This window comes from Plantibacter sp. VKM Ac-2885 (genome assembly GCF_015351205.1).
Taxonomy (GTDB): Bacteria; Actinomycetota; Actinomycetes; order Actinomycetales; family Microbacteriaceae; genus Plantibacter; species Plantibacter auratus.
The window spans coordinates 1,317,996-1,341,881 of sequence record NZ_JADKSK010000002.1; the positions used below are offsets into that span (position 1 = coordinate 1,317,996).

Here is a 23,886-nt window from a genome sequence, read left to right on the forward strand (position 1 = left end):
CCGCCTTGGAAGACCCTGCGCAGGGGATGGAAGTGAGCTTAGGCTCGCCTATACTGATCGCGTGAGCTATTTCGAGGATCCGGCGGAGTTCGCCGTCGCGGACGCACGCCACGTGCTGCTCGCGGGCGACGAGTCGTCGGTCGGCGAGCTGGCGGAGGTCCTCGCGCTGCTCCCCATCTGCGCCCGCGGTCAGGTGTTCGTCGAGGTCGACGACGCCGCGTCGATCACCACCCTCGACTCGCCGGGACGCGTCGTCGTGACGTGGCTCGTCCGCGCAGCGCGTTCGGGGGAACCCGGAACGGGCAGCCGGTGCGCACGCGGTCAGGCCGTCGCACGAGCGACCCGGGCCTGGGCGAGCGAGATGCTCGACGTCGACGGACACGACGCGGCCGACTACCACGTGTGGATCGGCGGCGAGACGGAGCACCTCACGGGCCTCCGGAACGACCTCAGGATGACGCTGGCGAGCATCGGCGCGCGTCAGCGCTCGAGCTCGGTCGAGCGCGCATCGCACTGACACGACCTCGAACCGGCACGACACCGCACGGACGCCGCGACGCTCGTCAGCGGCGCTTCGGCAGGTAGCCTCCCGCTTCGAGACCGGCTTCGATCTCGAACCGGTTCCGGAGCGGATCACGACCGGCGATCGCATACATGAGCGGGAAGAGCATGCCGTAGCGCTGCCACTGCCGCTTGTGCACCGCCTCGTGTTCGAGCACCCGGGTCGACACGTTCCGATCGGTGAGGTACACCCCGCCGACGCATGAGCCACCTCGGCCGAACGTCCACGACGGCATCCCGCGGAAGACGATCATCCCGCCCCGCCGTTCGACCGGACCGGTGCTCCAGAGTGCGCCCCAGACGAGCCCGGTGAGCGTGGCGTACCAGTACCCGATCCGGCTCAGGGGTGAGTCGAGCCACGGGCCGCCGGAACGACGGCTCCGCGGCTCATCGACGTCGCCGGGACGGGTCACGCACCGCTCCGGTAGGTCTCGAGGAGTCGCAGCCAGATCTCGCTCATCGTCGGGTAGGACGGCACCGCGTGCCAGAGGCGGTGCAGCGGCACCTCACCCACGACGGCGATCGTCGCCGCGTGGACGAGTTCGGCGACGTCCTGACCCACGAAGGTCATCCCGATGATCACGCCGCGCTCCTCGTCGACGACCATCCTCGCCTGCCCGGTGTAGCCGTCGGCGTGGAGGCTCGAGCCCGCGATGCCACCGAGGTCGTAGTCGACCACCCGGTGGTCGATCCCCGCCGCCTCGGCCTGCGCGGCAGTGAGTCCGATGGCGGCGACCTCCGGTTCGGAGAAGACGACCTGCGGCACGGCACGGTGGTCGGCGGTCGCCGCGTGGTCGCTCCACGGGCTGGTGTCGACGTCCTCGCCGTTCGCCCGTGCCGCGATGACCGCGCCCGCGGCGCGTGCCTGATACTTGCCCTGGTGCGTCAGGAGAGCCCGGTGGTTGACGTCGCCGACGGCGTAGAGCCAGTCGCTGCCGTGAGCGAGGAGCTGATCGTCGACCTCGATCCAGGCACCCGGTTCCAGGCCGACGGTCTCGAGCCCGAGGTCGTCCGTCCGTGGCGTCCGGCCGGTGGCCACGACGAGTTCCGCCGTCGTCACCGCGTCCCGGTCGTCGAACTCGAGCGTGACGGCACCGTCGGCGGCCCGCGAGACGGCGGTGGGGGACGCGTGCACGATCGTCACGCCGAGTTCACGCAGGGAGGACTCGACGAGCTCGCCGGCGAACGGCTCGGTGTTGCCGAGCAGGCCGCTGCGGGCGACGAGCGTGACGTCGACCCCGAGCGAGCGGTAGGCGGTCGCGAGCTCGACGGCGACGACGCCGCCACCGAGGAAGGCGACGGACGCTGGCAGGGTCTGGACGCTCGTGGCCTCGCGGCTCGTCCACGGCTCCACCGCCGCCAGCCCTGCGATGTCGGGCAGGAGCGCGGCGGAGCCGGTGCAGACCGCGACGGCGTGCGTCGCCGTGAGCACCGTCATCGAGCCGTCGGCGGCCGTCACGGTGACCTCGCGTTGGCCGGTCAGGCGACCGTGCCCACGCACCAGCTCGATGCCGGCGCCCTCGAGCCACTCGACCTGGCCGTCGTCCGACCAGTCACTCGTGAACGAGTCCCGTCGCGCGAGGACCTTGAGCGGATCGAGCGCGGTGTCCTCGGGGATGGCTCCACCCGTGCGCTTGGCGGCCCGCAGGGCGGCTCCCGAGCGGATGAGGGCCTTGGACGGCATGCAGGCCCAGTAGGAGCACTCACCGCCGACCAGTTCGCTCTCGACGATGACGACGCTCAGACCGCTCTTGTGGGCGTAGTCGGCGACGTTCTCGCCGACGGGTCCGGCTCCGATGACGACGAGATCGACGGTACGGCTCATGGGGTGACTCCTGTCGGGTTGGTGCTGTCAGGTTTCGGTTCGCGACTGATCGCGCCGATGATGCGGAGGATGGTTCCGAGGTCGTCGGCTGCGGCGTCGGGGGAGCCGGGTGAGAAGCCCGTGACCCCGGCCCCGGCGAAGCCGAATCGGGCGCGGAGGGCGGTGATGCAGTCGAGCAGGGTGCCGAGTTCGAGACCGAAGGGGACGGCCGAGCTGACGCCGGCGATGACGGCGGGGTCGAGGACGTCGACGTCCACGTGCAGGTAGACGCGGTCGGCGCCCGTCGCCTCGACGGCGGCGACCACCTCGGCGGCGCTCGTCATCACCGAGGAGACCATGGGGATGCCACGCTCCTCGATGTGGGCGAGTTCACCGTCGTCGAGGTCACGCACCCCCACGAGGACGAGTCGGGCGGGATCGAGTGGGGCCTCGGGCAGCAGCATCGCGGCGCCTTCGCCCGTGAGTGCCCGGGCGACCATGCCGCTGAACGACCCGGACGGCGAGCTGAGCGGGGTGTTGAGGTCGCCGTGGGCGTCGAACCAGACGACGGCGATGCCGGGGTCGCGTCGGAGGGCCTCACCGACCGACGCGAGTTCGACGCCGCAGTCCCCGCCGATGGTGATGACGGGCTCGTCGATCCCGACGAGCGCCTGACGTTGGAGTTCCGCGGTCGTCACGAGGGAACTGGCGCGCCGGATGTCGGTGTCGAGGGCCTCGCCGGCCTCGGTCGGCACGTGGACGAGTGTCGTGGCCGCCGTCGGCAGGTCGCCACGGATCGCCTCGGCTCCATCGATCAACTGCATGGCCCTGGACGAGCCGGAGCCCTGCCACTGGGGGACGACGACGAACTTCGTCATGCGGTGCCTTCCTGGAGATGGTGCGAGGGGGCGAGGGCGACGGGCCCTCGGGAGGTCCCGAGGGCCCGTCGGATCGTCAGGAGTGGTCGGCGTTCGGCGTGTACTCGGGGCCGGACGACTCGATCGCGGGAGACGCGGAACCGCCACCCTTCAGCGCGGCGAGCCGGGCCTCGACCTCGGTCAGCTCGCCGAGGTCCTCGAGGTCGTTGAACTGCGCGTCGAGACTCGAGGCGGCGAGCTCCTGCTGGCCGAGCACCTTCGCCTCCTCGCGGCGGATCTTGTCCTCGTAGCGGCTGAGGTCGCTCGTCGGGTCCATGATGTCGATGCTGCCGACCGCATCCGCGACCTTGCGCTGGGCCTCGGCGGTCTTGGCACGGGCGACGAGCTCGCTGCGCTTCGTCTTCAGCTGCTCGAGCTTCGCCTTCATGCCGTTGAGGCCGTTCTTCAGCTGCTCGACGACCTTCGTCTGCGACGCCAGCTGCGGCTCGGCCTGCTTGGCCTCGTTCTCGGCGCCGATCTGGCGCTGGAGCGCGATCTTCGCGAGGTTGTCGAACTTGTCGGCGTCCGCGGCGTTGCCCGCCTGACGGTATTCGTCGGCCTTGCGACTCGCGGCCAGCGCCTTGGTGCCCCACTCGGAGGCCGCCTCGACGTCCTGCTGGTGGTCCTGCTCGAGGAGCCGGAGGTTGCCGATCGTCTCGGCGATCGCGCTCTCGGCGTCGGCGATCGAGTTCGTGTAGTCCCGGACCATCTGGTCGAGCATCTTCTGCGGGTCCTCGGCGGAGTCGAGCAGCGCGTTGATGTTGGCCTTGGTCAGCTGGGCGATGCGTCCGAAGATGGACTGCTTCTCTGCCATGGTGTGGTTCCTCTCTCGTGTCCTGCTGGGTCGTGTCGGTCGGTGTCTGGTGATGAGGTGGGTGGTGCAGCGGATCAGAAGCGACCGCCACCGCGTCGGGAACGGGTGCCGCCGCCACCGAAGCTGCCGGCGCTGCGTGAACGACCGGAGCCGCCGCCGAACATGCCGCCGCTCGATCCTCCGCCACCGAACATGCCGCCGCCGGAACGGGACCCGCCGCCGCCGAGGACGGAGTTGATCAGGATGCCGCCGAGGACGGCACCGAGCATCCCGTTGCCACCCTGCTGACCCTGGCCGCCGCCGAACATGCCGTCGAGTTCGCCCGCCGACTGGCTCTGGAACTGCCCGAGGTCGGCCTGGGCGAGCTGCACCGCCTGACTCGCGAGCGAGTTGGCGCGCTGGGCGAGGGAGAGCGCCTGCGTTGGGTCGGTCGCGGCGAGACCCTGGGCCTGCATGAGGGTGCGGCCGGCCTCGGCGAGGCGCGTCCGGGCCTCCGGGCCGACGGCTCCGCGCCGCGAGACGATGAAGTCCTCTGCAGCCGACACCTGCGCGCCCGCCGTCTGCAGGGTCTGCCCGAGGGCGGCTGCGGCGCGTTGTCGCTGCTCCGCCGCGGTGCGCACTCCCTGGAGAGCACCGTCGATCTGCGTGTTCGCCGCATCCAGGCGGGCGAGGAGGGCGATCGGGTTGTTCGGTGCGCCGAGCGCGCCGCGCACCTGGGAGACCGTCGCGGTGGTGCTCGCGACCGCTGCGGCGAGGGTGCCGGTCGGGTCGGGTTGGCCGCCCGCCGCGGCGATGTCCCCGTCCAATTCGGCCAGTCGGGCGGCGAGGTGCTGCTCGGCGGTCGTCAGATCCGCCTGCAGCCGCTTCACGGCCCCGGTGAGCTGGGTGGCCTGGTCGAGCGCTTCCTCCGCGGCGCGGATGCCGACGGCGGCCTCGCCCGAGTCTCCGGCGGCGAGCCGTGCAGCTGCGTCGGAGATCGCTGCGGTGGCGAAGGCGAGTCGCTCGGTCGCCTGCGCCGGGTTGTCGATCACGGTGATGAGGGCGTCGGGGCTGTAGCGCGTCTGCAGGGCGTGCACCGCGTCTTGCGCGGCCGTCACCGTCGGTCCGGCTGCGGCCGCCCTGGCTCGCAGCTCCTCGACCGCGGCGGGCGCGTTCTTCTCGAGTGCGCGGAGCTCGTCGAAGGAGGCGGCCTGTTCGTCGAGCACGTGGTTCGCGTGCTCGCAGAGCCGGATGATCTGGAGGTTCCAGTCGCGTTGTTGCTGCTCCGTGTCCGGCTCGGCGTCGTCGAGCCGCTGCTTGAGTGCGAAGGCGTGCGAGAGGTCGTCCTTCGCTCCGGCGAGGGCAGCGGTGAACGCGGCCGTGGCCGGTTCGCCGTAGGAGGCGGTCGCGAAGCCGAGCTCCTCCTCGCTCGTCCGGACGGCGTCGTCGGTCTGGACGAGCGCACTGCCGGCGAGTCGTTCGAGCTCGGGGATCGGGGCGGTGGTCAGTGGGTCGACCGGTGCGCCCTGCCGGCCCGCGGTCACCCCGCCGTCGCCGTTCGCAGCGCGGCGTCGGCGGAGGAAGACGACCAGGAGGACGACGGCCACGACGGCGACGACCACGATCAGCAGGATCGTCAGCCACCCGGTCGAGCCGCCTGATCCGCTACCGGCACCCCCGATCGACCCGCCGCCGACGGCGGCACCCAGGCCTTCGGCGGCAGCGACGCCGGCCCCGGCCCAGTTCTCGTCACGCAGCTGCGGCAGGATGCGCTGCTGCTCGATCTCGGTCAGCTGATCGCCGCTCACCGGTCCGCTGGAGTCGCCGGAGAGGTAGTAGGCGCGGTCCTCGGTCGCCACGGCCAGCAGGTACTGGTTCGGTCCGAGGTTGTTGTCCTTCGCGGTCTGGTTCGCCCAGGACTCGGCATCGCTCGGGTCGGTGAAGGTCGGCACGTAGACCACCCAGAGGTCGACGCCGTGATCCGCGGCCAGGTCGTCGACGGCCGTCGTGATCTCGGAGACCTCACCGCTGCTGAGGACACCCGCGCTGTCGGACACGCGCCCGGCGCCGAGCTGCACCGGGCTCTCCGCCCAGGCGGCGGTGGCTCCCGCTCCGAGGAGCACGGCCACGCAGAACGCCCAGATCGATACCGCCCAGCGAACCCGCATCGGCCACCTCGTCACTCGTTCGGACCCTGGAGCCCCACCCCGCGGCTCGGTTCCGAGTCTAGGTCCGGGCCCTCGACATCTCTACAGCGGGCTCCCAGCGAGCGCACCGAACCGGAGCTGTGCTATACGGCGGTGACGGTGCTTCGGCGACACGGAACGTGACGCTGTCACCGACCGTGACGGACTCTGTTACCGACCGTGACGCGGCCACTCGCGCGAGGGCATCTGCCCGGCGAGACTGGTCGAGTCACCTCACGGAACCCCTGGAAGGAGCATCATGCAAGGACACGTCTCACCCATGCTGGCGCTCGTCGAGGTCACCAGGTTCCGTGAGGACGATCAGGCGTACCACGAGTACGTGCAGATCCTCGTCGGACGGACCATCGCCGCCGCCGAACGGGCCGGCTGGCGCGTGACCCGGTTGGCCGCGCACGACCTCGGCACCGATGCGCTCCTCGCCTCGACCGACGGGGCCTCCGCCGTCGTCATCATGGGCGGCGCCGACATCGATCCCGCCCAGTACGGCGGAACCACCGGCTACCGCGCCGAGGGCCAGCACTTCCCCGAGGCCGACCGCGCCCAGCTGGCGGTCGCCCGTCGCGCCGCCGAGCGAGGCACGCCGCTGCTCGGGATCTGCCGTGGTCACCAGATCATCAACGTCGCCCTCGGCGGGACGCTCGTGCAGGACCTCGGTGAGCACAGCGCCCACCGCAACGAGGGCGTCCCGGTCGATGAGAGTATGACCCCGCACGAGGTCGAGCTCGACCCCTCGAGTGCCCTCGCGTTCCGACTCGGTGCCCGTCACCTCCAGGTGCAGAGCGCCCACCACCAGTCGGTCGGCGAACTGGGCGAAGGCCTCCGCGCCGTCGCCTGGGCCTCCGACGGCACCGTCGAGGCGATCGAGCACCGCACCCTGCCGATCACCGGCGTGCAGTGGCACCCCGAGGACCCCGGCACTGTCGACGACCAGCTCGGGCTCCTGCTCGGCGGTCTCGCCCGCGAGGCGGAGCGCGCCGCCGCCTAGTCGGGGCGTGTCTCCGCACCGGGCGGCTTCGCATGCCAGGAGGCCCTCCCGCTGCAGGCGACCCACCGCTCGACATGTCCCCGACTCAGGACGGCGTCGGCGTGTCGAGCCTGGATTGCGGCGTGTCGGCCACGCCACGCCGGGGCCGTCCTGAGAAAGGACGGAGGGTTGGTTAGCGTTGACGGGTGTTCGAAGACAGGTACGGTCAGGACGTCCTCGCGGGGGACTGGCGGAAGAAGAACCGCGTGGTGGCCCGTGAGGTCGAGGCGGTGACGGACCTCGTGGTCGAGGAACTCGGCGGCTTCTGCGGCGCGATCACGCGCGTCGAGGCGAAGACGGTCGAGCTCGAGGACTACCGCGGCAAGCGGCGCGTGTTCCCGATGGGGGCAGGGTTCCTCCTCGAGGGTGAGCCCGTCGTCCTCGTCGTGCCGAAGCGTGCACCGACGGGGCGGGCGCGCACCGCTTCCGGCTCCTTCGCGGTGGAGACGACCGCTCGGGTGGCTCGCGCGAGCCGGATCTTCGTCGAGGGCCGCCACGACGCGGAACTCGTCGAGCGGGTCTGGGGCGACGACCTCCGCGTGGAGGGCGTCGTCGTCGAGTACCTCGCGGGCGTCGACCACCTCGACGCCGCGCTCGCCGAGTTCCGGCCGGGCCCCGACCGCCGTGTCGGCGTCCTCGTCGACCATCTGGTCCCCGGCTCCAAGGAGCAGCGGATCGCCGACGCCGTCATGGCCGGACCGAACGGCCGGAACGTCCTCATCGTCGGGCACCCGTACGTCGACGTCTGGCAGGCCGTGAAGCCCGCCAGGGTCGGCCTGCGCGAGTGGCCGACCGTCCCTCGCTCCATCGAGTGGAAGAAGGGCATCTGCCAGGCGTTCGGCTGGCCGCACGACTCGCAGGCCGACATCGCCCGTGCCTGGAAGCGCATCCTCGGTCAGGTCCGGACCTTCAACGACCTCGAGCCGGAGCTCCTCGGTCGCGTCGAGCAGCTCATCGACTTCGTCACCGTCGACTGAGCCGCCGCCGGTTGCGCCAGCGCGGTGCGCTGACGTCACCGCGGGGCACCGCCGCGAGCGCGACCCTCCGGAGACCCGCGCTCACGCGCCCGGGCCGCGCTCGCGCCGATTCGGGTGGGTTCGCGTCAGCGCACCGCGCTCGCGGAAGGGTACGGCGGCCGCAGACCCGCGCTCGCGTCAGCGCACCGCGCTGAGATCTCACCAGCGGAGGCGACCGCTGCCGCTAGGAGGAGACCTGACCCAGGGCGTCCTCGAGGACGGACACCGCGTCGCGGAGGAGCTCGTCGGACATGACCGCGCTCGGGAGGAGTCGCAGCACCGAGTCCCAGGAGCCGGCGTCGAGCACGAGCACCCCCTGGGCGATCGCCGCGTCGATGACGGTCTGCAGTGCCGTGGGGTGCGGCTGCTTCGTGCCGGGGACGACGAACTCGACACCGGCCATCGCACCGATGATCCGGACCTCGCCGACGATGTCGAACTGCTCGGCCCAGTCACCCATGAGCGATCGCAGGGTCGCCTCCACGCGACGTGCCTCGCCCAGCAGGTCCTCGCGCTCGATGACCTCGAACGTCGCGAGCGCGGCCGCCGTGGACACCGGGTTGCCGCCGAAGGTGCCGCCGATGCCACCGGGCTGGACGGCGTCCATGATCTCGGCGCGCCCGGTCACGGCCGACAGCGGGAAGCCGCCGGCGATGCCCTTGGCACTCGTGATGAGATCGGGCACGACGCCGTGGTGCTCGATCGAGTACCAGGCACCGGTGCGTCCGATGCCGGCCTGGATCTCGTCGGCGACGAACACGATCCCGTTCTCGGTGCACCACTCGCTGATGCGCGCGAAGTAGCCGGGCGCGGGGATGACGATGCCGCCGTCGCCGAGGACCGGTTCGGCGAAGAACGCGGCGACCTCACTCGCACCGATGTGCCGCTCGATGTAGTCGATCGTCACCTCGGCAGCCGCCGGTCCGTCGAGTCCGTCGCGGAAGGGGTAGGAGAGCGGGACGCTGTAGATCTCACCCGGGAACGGGCCGAACCCGAGGCGCTCGGGCGCAGGCCGGTAGGTCATCGCCATCGTCAGGTTCGTGCGTCCGTGGAAGGCGTGGTCGAGGGCGACGATCGCGCGACGTCCGGTGTACTTCTTCGCGATCTTCACCGCGTTCTCGACGGCTTCGGCACCGGAGTTCAGGAGGATCGAGCGCTTCTCGAAGTCGCCCGGCGTGATCTCGGACAGCTTCTCCGCGACGCGCAGGTAGTTCTCGTACGGCGTCACGGTGAAGAGCGTGTGCGTGAGCTTCGTCGCCTGCTCGGCTGCTGCCGCGGCGACGTCGGGGTTGGCGTGCCCGATGGTCGTCACGCCGATGCCCGTTCCGAGGTCGATGATGTGGTTGCCGTCGACGTCCACGAGGATGCCGCCGGAGCCGTGGTCCATCCACACCGGCGCGAGGTTGCCGGCACCGCGCGACACCGCGCGGCGGCGCCGTTCCGTGAGGGCGAGCGATCGGGGGCCGGGGATGGCGGTCACGAGCTGGCGTTCCTGGGGCACGGAGTAGTCGATGGTCATGCAGGCCATGGTAGGCGCGCGTCCTCCGAGGATGCCGGGGGCCGACGGAGCGTCGCCGACGATTCCACGACATCTGGCGGTTGACTGGTGTTCACCAACCGTCCATGCGCGCTGCCTACCGTTGGCGGCGCTGAACAGCCGGACGACAGGGGATCGCGTATGGACGCCGACACCAGCACCGCCCTCCTCATCGAGCGGCAGCCCGCGCTGCTCGGTGGCGTGCGCGCACCGGCCGAGCGCACCCTCCTCGACATCCTCCGTGACGTCGCCGCGTCGCACCCCGAGGCCTCGGCGATCGAGGACGCGGAGGGGGCGCTCAGCTACCGCGAGCTCGTCCTCAGTGCCGAGCGGGTCGCGGCTGGGCTGTTCGCCGCCGGGGTCCGCCGCGGTGACCGGGTCGGTGTCCGGATCGCCTCGGGCACCCGCGACCTCTACCTCGGGATCCTCGGGATCCTGTTCACCGGAGCGGCCTACGTGCCCGTCGACGCTGACGACCCGGAGGAGCGGGCACGACTCGTGTTCGGTGAGGCGGCCGTCGCCGGCGTCCTGGTCGACGGCGGTGTCTTCGAGCGTTCGCGCCGAGGCACTGAGGACCCGGCCGATGACGGCGCCGATCCCGACCGGGTGCAACTCGCGACGGGCGCGGCACCCCACCCGGGCACCCGGGCGATCCCGGTCCTCGAACCACCGCGACTCGACGACGACTCCTGGATCATCTTCACCTCCGGCTCGACGGGCACGCCGAAGGGCGTCGCCGTCTCGCACCGCTCTGCCGCCGCGTTCGTCGACGCCGAGGCGCGGATCTTCCTCCAGGCGGAACCCCTCGGCCCCGGTGATCGTGTGCTGGCCGGCCTGTCCGTCGCCTTCGACGCGTCCTGCGAGGAGATGTGGCTCGCCTGGGGACACGGCGCGTGCCTGGTCCCGGCGCCGCGCTCGCTCGTCCGCAGCGGCATGGACCTCGGACCCTGGCTCACCGCGAAGGGCATCACCGTGGTGTCGACGGTGCCCACGTTGGCGGCGATGTGGCCCGCCGAATCCCTCGAGAACATCCGCATGCTCATCTTCGGCGGCGAGGCCTGCCCGCCGGAGCTCGCCGCCCGGCTGGCCGTGGACGGTCGCGAAGTCTGGAACACCTACGGACCCACCGAGGCCACGGTCGTCGCCTGCGCCGCGCTGTTGACCGGCGAGCAGCCCGTGCGCATCGGACTGCCACTCGACGGCTGGGACCTCGCCGTGGTCGACGCCGAGGGCATCCCGGTCGAGGAGGGCGGCGTCGGTGAGCTCATCATCGGCGGCGTCGGACTCGCCCGGTACCTCGACCCCGTCAAGGACGCCGAACGGTATGCGCCCATGCCGAGCATCGGGTGGTCGCGGGCGTACCGGAGCGGCGACCTCGTCCGCTACGAGGCCGCAGGACTCGTGTTCCAGGGGCGCGCGGACGATCAGGTGAAGATCGGCGGTCGGCGCGTGGAACTCGGGGAGATCGAGGCCGCTCTGCAGGCGCTGCCGGGCGTCTCGGGTGCGGCAGCAGCCGTCCAGCGTACCGCCGCCGGGAACGCCGTCCTCGTGGGGTACCTCGCGGTGCCCGACCGCGACGGGTTCTCCGTCGAGCGGGCGCTCGACACCCTCCGTGAGCAGCTCCCGGCACCGCTCGTCCCGCTCCTCGCGGTCGTCGGCGAGCTGCCCACCCGCACCTCCGGCAAGGTCGACCGGGCCGCGCTGCCGTGGCCGCTCGACGCCGCCGACGGGGAGGACGCCTCGACCCTGTCCGGCACCGCCGCGTGGCTCGCCGAGCAGTGGACGGCCGTCCTCGGCGTCCGGGTCACGGCCGAGAGCGACAACTTCTTCAGCCTGGGCGGCGGCAGCCTGGCCGCGGCGCAGCTCGTGTCACTCATCCGCACCCGCGATGCCGAGTTCACCGTCGCCGACATCTACGGCCACCCCCGACTCGGCGCGATGGCCGCCGAACTCGACGGCCGACGCCCCGAGCGTCGCAGTCGGGCGGCCGTCGCGGACCCCGTGCTCCCGACGCCGCTCGCGACCCAGTGGGCGCAGACCCTCCTGGGTGTCCCGCTCCTCATCCTCGTCGGACTCCGGTGGCTCGTGTACCTGCTGGCCGGCAGTCGGGTCCTCGGCCTCGTCGCGGACGTCCCGTACCTCCCCATGGTCTCCTGGTGGTGGATCGCCCTCGGCTTCCTCGTGGTCATCACCCCGATCGGACGCATGGCGATCTCCGTCGTCGCGGCGAAGCTCCTCCTCGTCGGCGTCCGACCGGGCGACTACCCGCGCGGCGGCTCGGTCCATGTGCGACTCTGGCTCGCCGAACGCGTCGCCGACACGGTCGGCGCGGTGAGTCTCGCCGGAGCCCCCTGGATCTCGGGCTACGCCAGGGCGCTCGGCGCGAAGATCGGTGCCGACGCGGACCTCCACAGCGTGCCGCCGGTCACCGGGTTCCTCACCGTCGGGGCGCGCGCATCGATCGAGCCCGAGGTCGACCTCCGCGGCTACTGGGTCGACGGCGACACGCTCAGACTCGGCCACGTCCACATCGGCGCCGAGAGCACGGTCGGCGCTCGCAGCACCCTGCTCGCCGGCACCCGGATCGGCAAGCGTGCGGAGATCGCGCCGGGATCGTCCGTCTTCGGCCGCGTCCCCTCCGGACACCTGTGGTCGGGGTCGCCCGCCGTCCGCGTCGGCAAGGCGAAACCGGTGTGGCCGACCGAACGACCCCCGCGTCGCCGACGCTGGCTGTTCGCGTACGGCGCGGGATCGGCGCTGCTGTCGGTGCTGCCGTTCCTCGCCTTCGTGCTGGCGGCGGCGGTCGTGGCGGCCGGCGCGTCGGGCGCGACCAGCCTGCTCGAGTTCTCCTGGCGCGCACTCCTCTGGGTGCCCGTCGCCACCCTCGTGTGGTTCGTCGTCCTGGCGATCAGCACGATCGGCCTCGTCCGGCTGCTCGGCCTCGGTCTCAGCGAGGGCTACTTCCCGGTGCGCAGTCGGGTCGGTTGGCAGGTGTGGGCGACGGAGCGGCTCCTGGACGCCGCGCGCACCCTCCTCTTCCCCCTGTACGCGAGCCTCTTCACGCCCGTCTGGCTCCGCCTGCTCGGGGCGAAGGTCGGGCGCAACGTGGAGGCGTCGACGGTCCTCCTCCTCCCGCGGATGACGACCGTCGGCGACGGTGCGTTCCTCGCGGACGACACGATGGTGGCCTCCTACGAGCTCGGTGGCGGGTGGATGCGGATCGCCGGTGCGTCCGTCGGCAAGCGCGCCTTCCTCGGCAACTCCGGCATGGCGGGCCCCGGCATGCACGTTCCGAAGAACGGGCTCGTCGCCGTGCTGTCGGCCGCACCGCGGAAGGCCAAGTCCGGCTCGTCCTGGCTCGGGAGCCCACCGATGCGACTCCGGCGGCAGGTGTCCGACGCCGATCTCGACCGGACCTACGACCCGCCGCTCCGGCTCCGGATCGCCCGCGCACTGTGGGAACTCTGCCGCATCGTCCCCGTCATGGTGACGACCGGCATCGCGCTCCTGGTGCTCCTCGCGCTCGCCTGGTTCGCCGACACCTGGGGTCTCGGTGTCGCGATCGCCGTCAGCGGTGCCGTGCTCCTGGCCGCCGGCGCGGTCGCGGCCGGGATCACGACCGTCGCCAAATGGGTGATCGTCGGCCCGATCCGCACGGGGGAGCACCCGCTCTGGTCCTCCTTCATCTGGCGCAACGAGGTGTCCGACACCTTCGTCGAGATGGTCGCGGCGCCCTGGTTCGCGGCACCCGCCACCGGCACCCCCGCCCTCACCTGGTGGTTGCGCTCGCTCGGAGCCCGCATCGGTCGTGGGGTCTGGTGCGAGAGCTACTGGCTGCCGGAGGCCGACCTCGTCCGACTCGGCGACGGCGCGACGGTCAACCGGGGCTGCGTTGTGCAAACGCACCTGTTCCATGATCGAATCATGAGTATGGATCAGGTCGAACTCGCATCGGGCGCCACGCTCGGGCCGCACAGCGTCATCCTCCCCGGAGCGCGGATCGACGACGACGCGACGGTCGGACCGGCCTCGCTCGTCATGCGCGGCGAACGCGTCCCCGCGGGCACCCGGTGGAGCGGCAACCCGATCGGCCCGTGGCGCGAGGTGACGACGGCGGAGTACCGGGAGCCCCAGGTCGCGTCCTGATGGGGGAGGCTCTCGCCCGTCTGCGGAGCGCAGGCGACCCCTACACGCCCTCCAGCGGGAACCGTGGCTACCGCGTCGTCCGGTACGAGCTGGAGCTCGACTACGACGTCGACCGAAACGCGCTGTCCGGGACGGCTCGACTCACCGCCGTCGCGACGGAGGAGCTCACGCGGTTCTCGCTCGACCTCGCCGCGCTGCGCGTCACCCGTGTCCAGGTCGACGGGGTCGAGGCGAAGCGGACGCACAGCTCGGGCAAGCTCACGCTGACGCCCCGGAACACCATCGCGGACGGCGCCGAGTTCTCCGTGCTCGTCCGGTACTCGGGTGCGCCCCGTCCCGTGCGCAGCCCCTGGGGCGAGATCGGCTGGGAGGAACTCGAGGACGGCGTCATCGTGGCGTCCCAGCCGTGCGGCGCATCGAGTTGGTTCCCCTGCAACGACCACCCCTCGGACAAGTCGTCCTACCGGATCAGTGTCACGGCGTCGTCGGCGTACACGGTCGTCGCCCCCGGGGAGCTGGTGTCGCGGGTCGCCCGCGCGAGCCGGACCACGTGGGTCTACGAGCAGCCTGAACCGATGGCCGCCTACCTCGCGACGGTGCAGATCGGCCGGTACCAGCGGCTCGCCGTCAGCGCTCGGGTCGCGACGAGCACGGTGCCGGTCGTCGCGCACCTGCCGCGCGACCTCACCGCGCGGTTCCGACACGACTTCGCCGACCAGGTCGACATGCTGGCGTGCTTCGAGCGCGCCTTCGGGCCCTATCCCTTCGGCAGCTACGGCGTCGTCGTCACGGACGACGTGCTGGAGATCCCCCTCGAGGCGCAGGGGATGAGCGTGTTCGGCCGCAACCACGTCGACGGCGTCAGCGGTTCGGAGCGGTTGATCGCGCACGAGCTCGCCCACCAGTGGTTCGGGAACAGCCTGACGATCGCCACCTGGCGGGACATCTGGTTGCACGAGGGCTTCGCCTGCTACGCCGAGTGGCTGTGGTCGGAGGAGTCGGGCGCTGAGACGGCCGACGCCTGTGCTCGGGCGCACTACGCGGCGCTCCGACGGGCACCGCAGGACCTCGTCGTCGGCGACCCGGGACCCGCGGACATGTTCGACGACCGGGTCTACAAGCGGGGCGCGATCGCCCTGCACGCCGTGCGTCGATTGCTCGGCGACGAGGCGTTCTTCGACCTCCTGCGTGACTGGGTGGCGTCCTTCCGGCACTCGAGCGTGTCGACGGACGACTTCATCCGGACGGCCGATCGACATGCGCCGGCACCGGTCGAGCCGCTCCTCGACGCGTGGCTCTTCCAGGAGGCGCTCCCGCCGTTCCCCGTCGGCTGAACCGGGTCAGGGGAGCAGGAGGGCCGTCGCGACGACGAATCCCGGCACGGGCTCCGGGTGGTCGACGACGAAGCGGTGGCCCGCGGTCTCGGTGACGTGTGGTGCGGCATCCGGCCCGAGGTCGATCGTCGCGGGATCGGTCGTGAGGCCCGTACCGAGGGCCTTCGTCACGGCCTCCTTCGCCGTCCAACGCTCGGCGAGCGCCCGGAGGCGTTGTCGGTCCGGCAGTCGCTGCCACTGCTCCCGTTCCGCGGGGGTGAGGGCGACGTCCTCGACGCCGGCGAACCGGGCCGCGTCGAGCCGTTCGACGTCGACACCGACGGGGTGCTCGATCGACACCGCCACAGCGGAGGCGTCGGCGGTGTGGGAGACGCTCACGTGGACGGTCCGGTCACCCGTGCGCACCCGTGGTCGTCCGTGCGCCAGACCGCAGTCCGGGCAGACCGCCGTGACCTCGATCCGCTCGGGGTCGGTGCCGATCGTCTCCGCGACGGTGCGCACGAGCAGTGCGCGACCGAACAGGAACCGACGGGCCACGGCCTCGGACGATGTGTCGAGGCGGTCACGGGCGGACGCGTCCAGCCGGGCGGCCGTGCCGGCGAGGTCGAGCTCAGCGGCGCTGGCCCAGCGCAGGAAGCGGACCGTCGGCTGTGGGAGGGGATCGGCTCGGTGCATGGCCCCCGCGTCCCGGAGTCGGAGCGATGCGAAGCAGGACCTCGCGACATGGTGATGGTGCCCTCGACTGGATTCGAACCAGCGACTTCTTCCTCCGGAGGGAAGCGCTCTTCCGCTGAGCTACGAAGGCGGAACGTGTCCAAGCTACCAGAGTCGGGACCCACGCCGGTACCGGAGGCGTGCGGGATCGGCGTCCCCGGTCGCGTGGGACAATGAGGTCATGCAGCGCACCCTGACCGCGTCGCTCGATCTGCGGGTGCACGATCGAGCCGACCTCATCTTCTCCATCGCTGCAGCCGGCGGCACCCCGCTGGCGAGCGAGCGACTGCAGGTGCACTCCTCGGACGGCCCGTGCGCCGTCACCGAGATCGTGGGTCCGGACGACACACGACTCCACCGGGTCATCGCCGAGCCCGGGCGGTTGCAGGTCGACTACGAGGCGGTGGTCGTCGGGCAGGCCGTGCCGCGTCCCGTGGACGCCTTGGAGACCGTGACCTACCTCCGTCCCAGCCGGTACTGCGAGTCGGACGCGCTGTTCTCGCTCGCGCGTTCCGAGCTCGGCTACCTGCTCGAGCACCGTCGCCTGCACGAGGACGGCACGGTGTCCGGCGGTCTGCAGGTGCTGCCATGGGTGGCGGCCTGGGTCGGACGACACCTCTCCTACGTCTCCGGCTCCACGACCGTGTCGGACAGTGCGGTGTCGACCCTGGCCGCGGGCCGTGGCGTGTGCCGGGACTTCGCGCACCTGACCATCGCGATGCTTCGGGCGCTCGACATCCCGGCCCGGTACGCCGCGGTCTACGCCCCGGGTCTCGTCCCCATGGACTTCCACGCGGTGGCCGAGGGCTTCGTCGACGGCGCCTGGCACGTGGTCGACGCGACAGGCCTGGCACCGCGTCAGTCGCTCGTCCGCATCGCCACCGGACGCGACGCCGCGGACGTGGCCTGGTTGAGCAACCATCACGGCAACGTGACCGTCGAGGACATGCGGATCGACGCCCTGATCGACGTCCTGCCCGCCGACGACCCGGCGCAGGCGGTCGTGCTCGCCTGACGGTCGCCCCCGAGGCCCACCGTGTCGCCGGTGCGACGCGCCCGGGTAGAATCGCTCCTCGTGACTCCTGAAGACCTCGCCTCCGCCCTGCACGCCATCGTCGTTCCGATCGTCGAACGACGACGCGAGGCGGCGGGCATCACCGACGAGGTCGCGGTGTCGATCGACGACGTGGTGCTGGAGCGTCCGAAGAACCGCGATCACGGCGACTGGGCCTGCAATATCGCGATGAAGCTCGCGAAGCGCGTGGGGGCGAACCCGCGCGAGCTCGCGCAGGAGTTCGCCGACGCGCTCGTGCAGGTCGACGGTGTCGCCTCGGTCGAGGTAGCCGGCCCCGGGTTCATCAACGTGCGCCTCGATGCCGCTGCCGCGGGTGCGCTCGCGAAGGTGATCGTCGACGCCGGCGACGCGTTCGGCCGCAACGACAGCCTCGCCGGTCAGACCATCAACATCGAGTTCGTCTCGGCCAACCCGACCGGCCCGCTGCACATCGGCCACACGCGCTGGGCCGCGCTCGGCGACTCCCTGGCTCGCGTGCTGAGCGCGTCCGGTGCGACGCTCGTCAGCGAGTACTACATCAACGACGCCGGCAACCAGATGGACACCTTCGCGGACTCGATCCTCGCCGCGGCCAAGGGTGAGCCGACGCCTGAGGGCGGCTATCCCGGGGCGTACATCGGCGACCTCGCGAAGACCGTGCTGGCCGAGATCCCCGACCTCCTCGAGCGTCCGGACGCCCGTGAGGTCGCGCGGGAACGCGCCTACGCCCTGCAGCTCGGTGAGATCCGCGCGTCCCTCGAGCGCTTCAACGTCCACTTCGACGTCTGGTTCAGCGAGCGCACCCTGCACGCGACGGGCGAGGACGGCACGAGCCTCATCGACCAGGCCGTGGACCGGTTGCGCGAGCAGGGGCACGTGTTCGACGAGGAGGGCGCCGTCTGGGTGCGCACGACGGACTTCGGCGACGACAAGAACCGCGTCATCCGTCGCTCCAACGGTGTCTACACCTACTTCGCCGCCGACGCCGCGTACTACCTGAATAAGGGCGACCGCGGCTTCCAGCACAAGATCTACCTGCTCGGCGCCGACCACCACGGGTACGTCCACCGGTTGAAGGCGCTCGCGGGCGCGGCCGGAGACGACCCGGACCGCGACATCGAGGTGCTCATCGGGCAGCTCGTGAGCGTGAACGGCGCCCGACTCTCCAAGCGCGCCGGCAACATCATCGAGCTGGACGACCTGCAGGCCTGGATCGGGACGGACGCCCTGCGGTACTCGCTCGGTCGCTACCCGGCCGATTCGCCGTTGGCCCTCGACCCGGAGCAGCTCCGCAGCCGGACGAACGACAACCCCGTGTTCTACGTCCAGTACGCGCACGCCCGCACGAACTCGGTGGCGCGCAACGCCGCCTCGGCCGGGGTCGATCGCAGCGCCTTCGCACCGGAGCTGCTCGTCCACGAGACGGAGTCGGCGCTCCTCGGCGTCCTCCAGGAGTTCCCGCGGATCGTCGCGCAGGCCGCACAGCTGCGCGAGCCGCACCGCGTCGCCCGGCACCTGGAGGAGACCGCGAGCCTGTACCACAAGTGGTACGACAGCTGCCGGGTCGTCCCGATGGGGGAGGAGCCGGTCACCGACCTGCACCGCACGCGCCTCTGGCTGAACGACGCGACCGGCACCGTCATCCGCAACGGGCTGGCGCTCCTCGGCGTCTCCGCGCCGGAGCGCATGTAGCTTCCCCGCAGCAGGAGATCGGCGCGAGCACAGGACGGTCCCTCGGGAACGGTCCTGCGCTCGCGCCGTCCTCCCGCCGGCACGTCCACGGAGACGACGGTTCGCTACCCTCGGAACATGAGTGAGCAGCAACCGTCGGGCAAACGCAGGCGTCCCTGGCTTCCGATCGTCATCGTCGTCGGGGTACTCGTCGTCCTCGTCGGCGCGTTCCTGATCGCCGACACGATCGTGCGCGGCGTCGCCGAGGAGCGCGTCGCGACGCAGATCGAGCAGAGTCTGCCCGACAACGTCGACGCGGACGTCGCCGTGTCGATCGGCGGTGCCTCGGTCATCGCCCAGTACCTCACCGGAACGTTCGAGCACGTCGACCTGCGTGCACCGGACGCGAGCGTCGACGGCGTCCCGCTGGACCTCAAGGTCAGCGCGGACCGGGTCCCCCTCGACCCGGAGCAGACCATCGGTCGAGTGGTGGCGACCATCAGGATCGATGCTGCCGGAGCGGCGGACCTCGCCAAGACGGCCGGGCTCCCGGGCACGCTCACCCTCGGCGACGACGAGATCGGGTACGCGGGTGAGGCGACCGTCCTCGGGTTCACCATCCCGTACGACTTCTCCGTGGCACCGACCACCACGGCCGACCGCGTGAACCTCATGCCGACGTCCGTCAACGTCGACACCGGCCTCCTCGGCGTCATCGACCTGCGGGCGCTCGTGACCGGATTCCTGCAGGGCGACCCGCCGAGCATCTGCGTCGCCCAGTACCTGCCGAAGGGGGTCGACCTCGACGGACTCGCGGTGACGCCGGAGGCGGCGACCGCCACCCTGACGTCGACGACGCTCCGACTCGACGAGGCGTCGCTGCAGACGCTCGGCAGCTGCGACTGAACCTCGCCCCGCCACCCGGCGGCGGAGGGGAGCAGGCCACCCGACGTCACGATGCTGCACGGGCACGCGCGTCTCGCTAGACTTTCCACACACCCACTGCTCCGACCGGGCGGTGAGGTGTGCCGTCGGGCCCTCGGGCCCGTGTTCCACCACAGTCGTTCCAACCGAGCGGCGATGGGTGCGGACGACCGGGATCACCAACCACCGGGTCGTGCGCATCCACCTTCATCGGTGCTCTGCAAATCGGTGCTTCAGGGGCCAAACCGGGTCCGCTCGCCCAACGAGAACCTCCTTTTCCGCTCAACAGGACTCAGGACACCCCCGTGGCCAGAAACCCCCTCGCCCCCGACTGGCTCGCCGAGCCCGTCGATCCGAACGCGCTCGACCCGGCCGTGTGGCCGGCCTCGGCCGCCCGCGACACCGACGGCCTCCTGCAGCTCGGCGGCGTCGACGTCCGCACGCTCCAGGAGCGCTTCGGCACGCCGCTCTACGTCGTCGACGAGGACGACGCGCGGGCCCGCGCCCGCACGCTGAGAGAGGCGTTCGAGCGTGAAGCGGCGGCCCGCGGCACGAGTGTCGCCGTCTACTACGCGGGGAAGGCGTTCCTCTCGGCCGAGGTCGCGCGGTGGATGACGGCGGAGGGCCTCCGTATCGACATCTGCAGCGGTGGAGAACTCGCCGTCGCACTCGCCGCCGGAACCGACCCGGCCCAGCTGGGCTTCCACGGCAACAACAAGTCGGTCGCTGAGATCGAGCGAGCCGTGGGTGTCGGGATCGGCGCGATCGTGCTCGACAGCCTCACCGAGATCGACCGCGTCGCCGCGGCGGCCGAGCGCGCCGGCCGGGTCCAATCGGTGCGCCTGCGCGTGAACAGCGGCGTCCACGCCCACACGCACGAGTACCTCGCGACCGCCCACGAGGACCAGAAGTTCGGCCTGCCGCTCGAGGACGCCGCCGACGCCGTCGCGCGCATCCGGTCGCACGCCTCGCTCGACTTCCTCGGACTCCACTGCCACATCGGCTCGCAGATCTTCGGGTCCGACGGGTTCGCCGAATCCGCCGCCCGCCTGCTCGCCGTGCACGCGCGCCTGCTCGAGGGCGGCCCCGTGCCCGAGCTCAACCTCGGTGGCGGCTTCGGCATCGCCTACACCAGCGCCGACGACCCGACGCCGATCGAGCAGCTCGCGGCGGACATCCTCGCCGGTGTCCAGGCTGCGGCAGACCTCCACGGCGTCCGGATCCCGAAGCTCGCCTTCGAACCGGGACGCGCGATCATCGGCGGCGCCGGCATCACGCTCTACGAGGTCGGCACGATCAAGGACGTCGTGGTCGCCTGGAACGACGAGGGCGAGACGGCCGTCCGCCGCTACGTCAGCGTCGACGGCGGGATGAGCGACAACGCCCGGCCGTCGTTGTACGGCGCGGACTACACGGTCCGGATCGCCGATCGCGTGAGCGACGCGTCCCCCGCGCTTGTCCGGATCGCCGGCAAGCACTGCGAGTCGGGCGACATCGTCGTGAACGCCGACTACCTGCCGGCGGACGTCCGCGACGGCGACCTCCTGGCCGTCCCCGCGACCGGGGCCTACTGCTGGTCCCTCGCGAGCAACTACAACTACCTCGGTCGCCCGGCCGTCGTCGCCGTGTCGGGTGGCGCGGCCCGCGTCATCGTGCGCGGCGAGACCGAGCACGACCTCCTCAGCCGCGATGCGGGATTGGACACGGAATGATCGAATACCGCGGACTGAAGGTCGCCCTGCTGGGCGCCGGATCGGTGGGCTCGCAGGTGGCGCGTCTGCTGCTCGAGCACGCCGACGAACTGGCGTCCCGCGCCGGAGCGAGCCTCGAGCTCATCGGCATCGCCGTGCGCGACGTCGACGCACCTCGCGACGTCGACCTGCCGAAGGAGTTGTACACGACCGATGCCGAGCAGCTCATCCTGAGCGCCGACATCGTGATCGAGCTCATCGGCGGCATCGAGCCGGCGCGCAGCCACATCCTGCAGGCCATCAACGCCGGTGCCGACATCGTCACCGCCAACAAGGCGCTGCTCGCGACGCACGGCCCTGAACTGTTCGACGCCGCTGAGCAGGTCGGCGCCCAGCTGTACTACGAGGCGGCCGTCGCCGCGGCGATCCCGATCATCCGGCCGCTGCGGGAGAGCCTCGCAGGCGACCGCATCAACCGGGTGCTCGGCATCGTCAACGGCAGCACGAACTACATGCTCGACCGGATGGACCGCTTCGGCGACACGATGGAGGACGCGGCAGCCGTCGCGAGCGAGCTCGGGTACCTCGAGGCCGACCCGACCCTCGACGTCGAGGGCTACGACGCGGCGCAGAAGGCGACCATTCTGGCGAGTCTCGCCTTCCACACCACCGTCCCCGTCGAGGCCGTCCACCGTGAGGGCATCACCGGCATCACGAAGGCGCAGGTCGACCTCGCCCGCAGCGAGGGCTACGTCATCAAGCTGCTGGCGATCGCCGAGCGGATCGTCGACGAGACCACCGGCGAGGAGGGCCTGTCCGCCCGCGTCTACCCGGCACTCATCGGTCGGGAGCACCCACTGGCCGCCGTACACGGCGGCAACAACGCGGTCTTCGTGGAGGCCGAGAACGCCGGGAGCCTGATGTTCTACGGCGCCGGCGCCGGTGGCAAGGAGACCGCCTCCGCGGTGCTCGGCGACCTCGTCTCGGCGGCCCGTCGTCACGTCGCCGGCGGCCCCGGTGTCGGCGAGTCCACGCACGCCGACCTGCCGGTCCTCGAGATCGGCCGCGTCACGACGCGATACCAGGTCACCCTCGAGGTGGCGGACGAACCCGGCGTGCTCGCCGCGGTCGCGGGGATCCTCAGCGACGGCGGCGTCTCGGTCGAGACCTTCCAGCAGTCCGTGGCCTCCTCGGACGGGACGCTGTCGACCGCTACCCTGGTCATCGGCACCCACCGGGCGCTCGAATCGGCCCTCGCGGCCACCGTCGAGCAGCTCGCCTCGAACGCCCACGTCGAGCGGGTCGTGTCCGTGCTCCGGGTCGAAGGAGCCGAGTAGGTGCCGAACCGCACGACCACCGACCGCGTCGCTCGCCGACCTCTCACCAGATTGCAGGCATCCCTATGAGTCACACCGAACCGCTTGCGATCGGACGCACCGTCACCGTGAAGGTGCCGGCGACCACCGCCAACCTCGGACCCGGCTTCGACACGCTCGGTCTGGCGCTCGCCCTGTACGACGAGCTGACCGTCACGGTCCGCGAGGAGCCGGGCGTGTTCGTGGAGGTCATCGGCGTCGGTGCCGGCGAGGTGCCGACCGACGCGTCGAACCTCGTGATCACCGCGATCGCCCACGCCCTGCGTGCCTACGGCCACGACCTCCCCGGTCTCGACGTCGTCGCGCGGAACGTCATCCCGCACGGCCGCGGCCTCGGTTCCTCGGGCGCCGCGATCGTCTCCGGCATCATGGCGGCGAAGGGGCTCCTCGAGGGTCGGGTCGAGCTCGGACCGGACGACCTCCTCCGGCTCGCGACGGAGATGGAGGGTCACCCCGACAACGTCGCTCCGGCGCTGTTCGGCGGCCTGACGATCGCGTGGACGACGGACGACGGCCCGCAGCACAAGAAGCTCATCGTGCACCGCGGGGTCTCGCCGCTCGTGCTCGTCCCCGAGCACACGATGTCCACGGAACTCGCCCGCAGCCTGCAGCCTGCCAACGTGCCACACGCCGACGCGGCGTTCAACGTCTCGCGTTCGGCGCTCCTCGTCGCCGCGCTCACGCAGAGCCCCGAGCTCCTGCTCGCAGCCACCGAGGACCGGCTCCACCAGAGCTACCGCGCCGCCGCGATGCCCGAGACGAACACCCTCATCACGCTGCTGCGTGAGCACGGCTTCGCCGCCGTCGTGTCCGGCGCCGGCCCGTCGATCCTCGTCCTCGCGGACGATCCCGGACGACGCCTCGAAGCCACCGCGCTGGTCGCCGAGCACGCCACCACCCCGTGGCAGTCGCTCATGCTCGCGGTCGACTTCAAGGGTGCTACAGTGGGAGGGCACCCGGCCCACCCCGCCTCTTCGGCGTAACCGGCTTCCGGGGCAATTCCGCACAATCATCGCTTTCGCACCAATTGATCGCGTCTGTTCGGGTCCCACCGTGTTTCCATCCTGCTGAGCAGCGCTCCGCCGGGTCGTCGCACCGGGCTATCCGCACAGGCTCT

At 71.4% G+C, this 23,886-nt stretch carries 18 protein-coding genes and 1 tRNA gene; 11 read left to right on the forward strand and 8 right to left on the reverse strand.

All coding sequences use genetic code 11. The annotated features are described in order from the left end of the window. Positions 1 to 61 precede the first annotated feature (61 nt). On the forward strand, positions 62 to 517 hold the full coding sequence (locus ITJ66_RS18555; RefSeq protein WP_159453431.1) for an SIP domain-containing protein: 456 nt from the start codon (positions 62 to 64) through the stop codon (positions 515 to 517). A 46-nt stretch (positions 518 to 563) separates the two neighbouring features. On the opposite strand, the gene ITJ66_RS18560 is transcribed toward ITJ66_RS18555, so the two are convergent. The 5 genes from ITJ66_RS18560 to ITJ66_RS18580 all read right to left on the reverse strand — a co-directional run bounded on the left by ITJ66_RS18560 (position 564) and on the right by ITJ66_RS18580 (position 6,243). Continuing rightward, on the reverse strand, positions 564 to 974 hold the full coding sequence (locus ITJ66_RS18560; RefSeq protein ID WP_064295281.1) for a hypothetical protein: 411 nt from the start codon (positions 972 to 974) through the stop codon (positions 564 to 566). Further along, positions 971 to 2,386: an NAD(P)/FAD-dependent oxidoreductase gene (locus tag ITJ66_RS18565; RefSeq protein WP_194645548.1), complete on the reverse strand. Its 1,416-nt coding sequence runs from the start codon at positions 2,384 to 2,386 to the stop codon at positions 971 to 973. The genes ITJ66_RS18560 and ITJ66_RS18565 overlap by 4 nt, the downstream gene beginning before the upstream one ends. Beyond that, entirely contained in the window at positions 2,383 to 3,243 is an 861-nt protein-coding gene (locus ITJ66_RS18570; protein WP_064295283.1) for an arginase family protein, read from the reverse strand. The genes ITJ66_RS18565 and ITJ66_RS18570 overlap by 4 nt, the downstream gene beginning before the upstream one ends. A gap of 76 nt (positions 3,244 to 3,319) precedes the next feature. Further along, positions 3,320 to 4,096, reverse strand: coding sequence for a PspA/IM30 family protein (locus ITJ66_RS18575; RefSeq protein WP_194645550.1), 777 nt, complete (start codon positions 4,094 to 4,096; stop codon positions 3,320 to 3,322). Between the two features lie 74 nt (positions 4,097 to 4,170). Continuing rightward, positions 4,171 to 6,243: a YgcG family protein gene (locus ITJ66_RS18580; RefSeq protein WP_194645551.1), complete on the reverse strand. Its 2,073-nt coding sequence runs from the start codon at positions 6,241 to 6,243 to the stop codon at positions 4,171 to 4,173. 277 nt (positions 6,244 to 6,520) lie between these two features. Here ITJ66_RS18580 and ITJ66_RS18585 point away from each other — a divergent pair, with 277 nt between their 5' ends. After that, positions 6,521 to 7,267: a gamma-glutamyl-gamma-aminobutyrate hydrolase family protein gene (locus tag ITJ66_RS18585; RefSeq protein ID WP_064295286.1), complete on the forward strand. Its 747-nt coding sequence runs from the start codon at positions 6,521 to 6,523 to the stop codon at positions 7,265 to 7,267. A gap of 185 nt (positions 7,268 to 7,452) precedes the next feature. Further along, complete coding sequence (locus ITJ66_RS18590; protein WP_124769602.1) at positions 7,453 to 8,283, forward strand: DUF3097 domain-containing protein; 831 nt, start codon at positions 7,453 to 7,455, stop codon at positions 8,281 to 8,283. 223 nt (positions 8,284 to 8,506) lie between these two features. Here the strand turns inward: ITJ66_RS18590 and ITJ66_RS18595 are convergent, their stop codons facing one another. Continuing rightward, positions 8,507 to 9,841: an aminotransferase class III-fold pyridoxal phosphate-dependent enzyme gene (locus ITJ66_RS18595; RefSeq protein WP_370582705.1), complete on the reverse strand. Its 1,335-nt coding sequence runs from the start codon at positions 9,839 to 9,841 to the stop codon at positions 8,507 to 8,509. A gap of 159 nt (positions 9,842 to 10,000) precedes the next feature. On the opposite strand from ITJ66_RS18595, the gene ITJ66_RS18600 reads away from it, so the two are divergent. Both ITJ66_RS18600 and ITJ66_RS18605 read left to right on the forward strand, forming a co-directional pair. Next, positions 10,001 to 14,005, forward strand: a complete 4,005-nt coding sequence (locus tag ITJ66_RS18600) for a Pls/PosA family non-ribosomal peptide synthetase (RefSeq protein WP_194645554.1) — start codon at positions 10,001 to 10,003, stop codon at positions 14,003 to 14,005. Then, positions 14,005 to 15,339 (forward strand): M1 family metallopeptidase, encoded by a 1,335-nt coding sequence (locus tag ITJ66_RS18605; protein WP_137243308.1) that lies wholly within the window; start codon positions 14,005 to 14,007, stop codon positions 15,337 to 15,339. Before ITJ66_RS18600 ends, ITJ66_RS18605 begins: the two co-directional genes overlap by 1 nt. Positions 15,340 to 15,345: 6 nt before the next feature. Here ITJ66_RS18605 and ITJ66_RS18610 read toward each other — a convergent pair whose 3' ends face one another. Together ITJ66_RS18610 and ITJ66_RS18615 are read right to left on the reverse strand one after the other, a co-directional pair. Continuing rightward, positions 15,346 to 16,014 carry a 4'-phosphopantetheinyl transferase superfamily protein gene (locus ITJ66_RS18610; protein WP_137243307.1) on the reverse strand — a complete coding sequence of 223 codons (669 nt, stop codon included), beginning with the start codon at positions 16,012 to 16,014 and terminating at the stop codon, positions 15,346 to 15,348. Between the two features lie 55 nt (positions 16,015 to 16,069). Further along, a tRNA-Arg gene (locus tag ITJ66_RS18615) sits at positions 16,070 to 16,144 on the reverse strand. A 90-nt stretch (positions 16,145 to 16,234) separates the two neighbouring features. Here ITJ66_RS18615 and ITJ66_RS18620 point away from each other — a divergent pair. From ITJ66_RS18620 to thrB, 6 genes are all read left to right on the forward strand, one after another. Continuing rightward, positions 16,235 to 17,068 carry a transglutaminase family protein gene (locus tag ITJ66_RS18620; protein WP_086473968.1) on the forward strand — a complete coding sequence of 278 codons (834 nt, stop codon included), beginning with the start codon at positions 16,235 to 16,237 and terminating at the stop codon, positions 17,066 to 17,068. Positions 17,069 to 17,128: 60 nt separating this feature from the next. Further along, complete coding sequence (locus tag ITJ66_RS18625; RefSeq protein ID WP_137243306.1) at positions 17,129 to 18,799, forward strand: arginine--tRNA ligase; 1,671 nt, start codon at positions 17,129 to 17,131, stop codon at positions 18,797 to 18,799. A 117-nt stretch (positions 18,800 to 18,916) separates the two neighbouring features. Continuing rightward, a complete protein-coding gene (locus ITJ66_RS18630) occupies positions 18,917 to 19,684 on the forward strand; it encodes a DUF2993 domain-containing protein (protein ID WP_194645556.1) in 768 nt (255 codons plus the stop codon). A gap of 323 nt (positions 19,685 to 20,007) precedes the next feature. Next, entirely contained in the window at positions 20,008 to 21,414 is a 1,407-nt protein-coding gene (lysA, locus tag ITJ66_RS18635) for a diaminopimelate decarboxylase (RefSeq protein ID WP_194645557.1), read from the forward strand. After that, positions 21,411 to 22,730, forward strand: coding sequence for a homoserine dehydrogenase (locus tag ITJ66_RS18640; RefSeq protein ID WP_079002763.1), 1,320 nt, complete (start codon positions 21,411 to 21,413; stop codon positions 22,728 to 22,730). The genes lysA and ITJ66_RS18640 overlap by 4 nt, the downstream gene beginning before the upstream one ends. Before the next feature lie 65 nt (positions 22,731 to 22,795). Beyond that, positions 22,796 to 23,752: a homoserine kinase gene (gene thrB / locus ITJ66_RS18645; RefSeq protein ID WP_071262436.1), complete on the forward strand. Its 957-nt coding sequence runs from the start codon at positions 22,796 to 22,798 to the stop codon at positions 23,750 to 23,752. Positions 23,753 to 23,886: the final 134 nt, after the last annotated feature.

Bases quoted from the DNA above. Each gene is read 5' to 3' on its own strand.
- ITJ66_RS18565 (WP_194645548.1), bottom strand. From the start codon at position 2,386: ATGAGCCGTACCGTCGATCTCGTCGTCATCGGAGCCGGACCCGTCGGC.
- ITJ66_RS18570 (WP_064295283.1), bottom strand. From the start codon at position 3,243: ATGACGAAGTTCGTCGTCGTCCCCCAGTGGCAGGGCTCCGGCTCGTCC.
- ITJ66_RS18575 (WP_194645550.1), bottom strand. From the start codon at position 4,096: ATGGCAGAGAAGCAGTCCATCTTCGGACGCATCGCCCAGCTGACCAAG.
- ITJ66_RS18580 (WP_194645551.1), bottom strand. From the start codon at position 6,243: ATGCGGGTTCGCTGGGCGGTATCGATCTGGGCGTTCTGCGTGGCCGTG.
- ITJ66_RS18585 (WP_064295286.1), top strand. From the start codon at position 6,521: ATGCAAGGACACGTCTCACCCATGCTGGCGCTCGTCGAGGTCACCAGG.
- ITJ66_RS18595 (WP_370582705.1), bottom strand. From the start codon at position 9,841: ATGACCATCGACTACTCCGTGCCCCAGGAACGCCAGCTCGTGACCGCC.
- ITJ66_RS18600 (WP_194645554.1), top strand. From the start codon at position 10,001: ATGGACGCCGACACCAGCACCGCCCTCCTCATCGAGCGGCAGCCCGCG.
- ITJ66_RS18605 (WP_137243308.1), top strand. From the start codon at position 14,005: ATGGGGGAGGCTCTCGCCCGTCTGCGGAGCGCAGGCGACCCCTACACG.
- ITJ66_RS18610 (WP_137243307.1), bottom strand. From the start codon at position 16,014: ATGCACCGAGCCGATCCCCTCCCACAGCCGACGGTCCGCTTCCTGCGC.
- ITJ66_RS18620 (WP_086473968.1), top strand. From the start codon at position 16,235: ATGCAGCGCACCCTGACCGCGTCGCTCGATCTGCGGGTGCACGATCGA.
- ITJ66_RS18630 (WP_194645556.1), top strand. From the start codon at position 18,917: ATGAGTGAGCAGCAACCGTCGGGCAAACGCAGGCGTCCCTGGCTTCCG.
- ITJ66_RS18640 (WP_079002763.1), top strand. From the start codon at position 21,411: ATGATCGAATACCGCGGACTGAAGGTCGCCCTGCTGGGCGCCGGATCG.
- thrB (WP_071262436.1), top strand. From the start codon at position 22,796: ATGAGTCACACCGAACCGCTTGCGATCGGACGCACCGTCACCGTGAAG.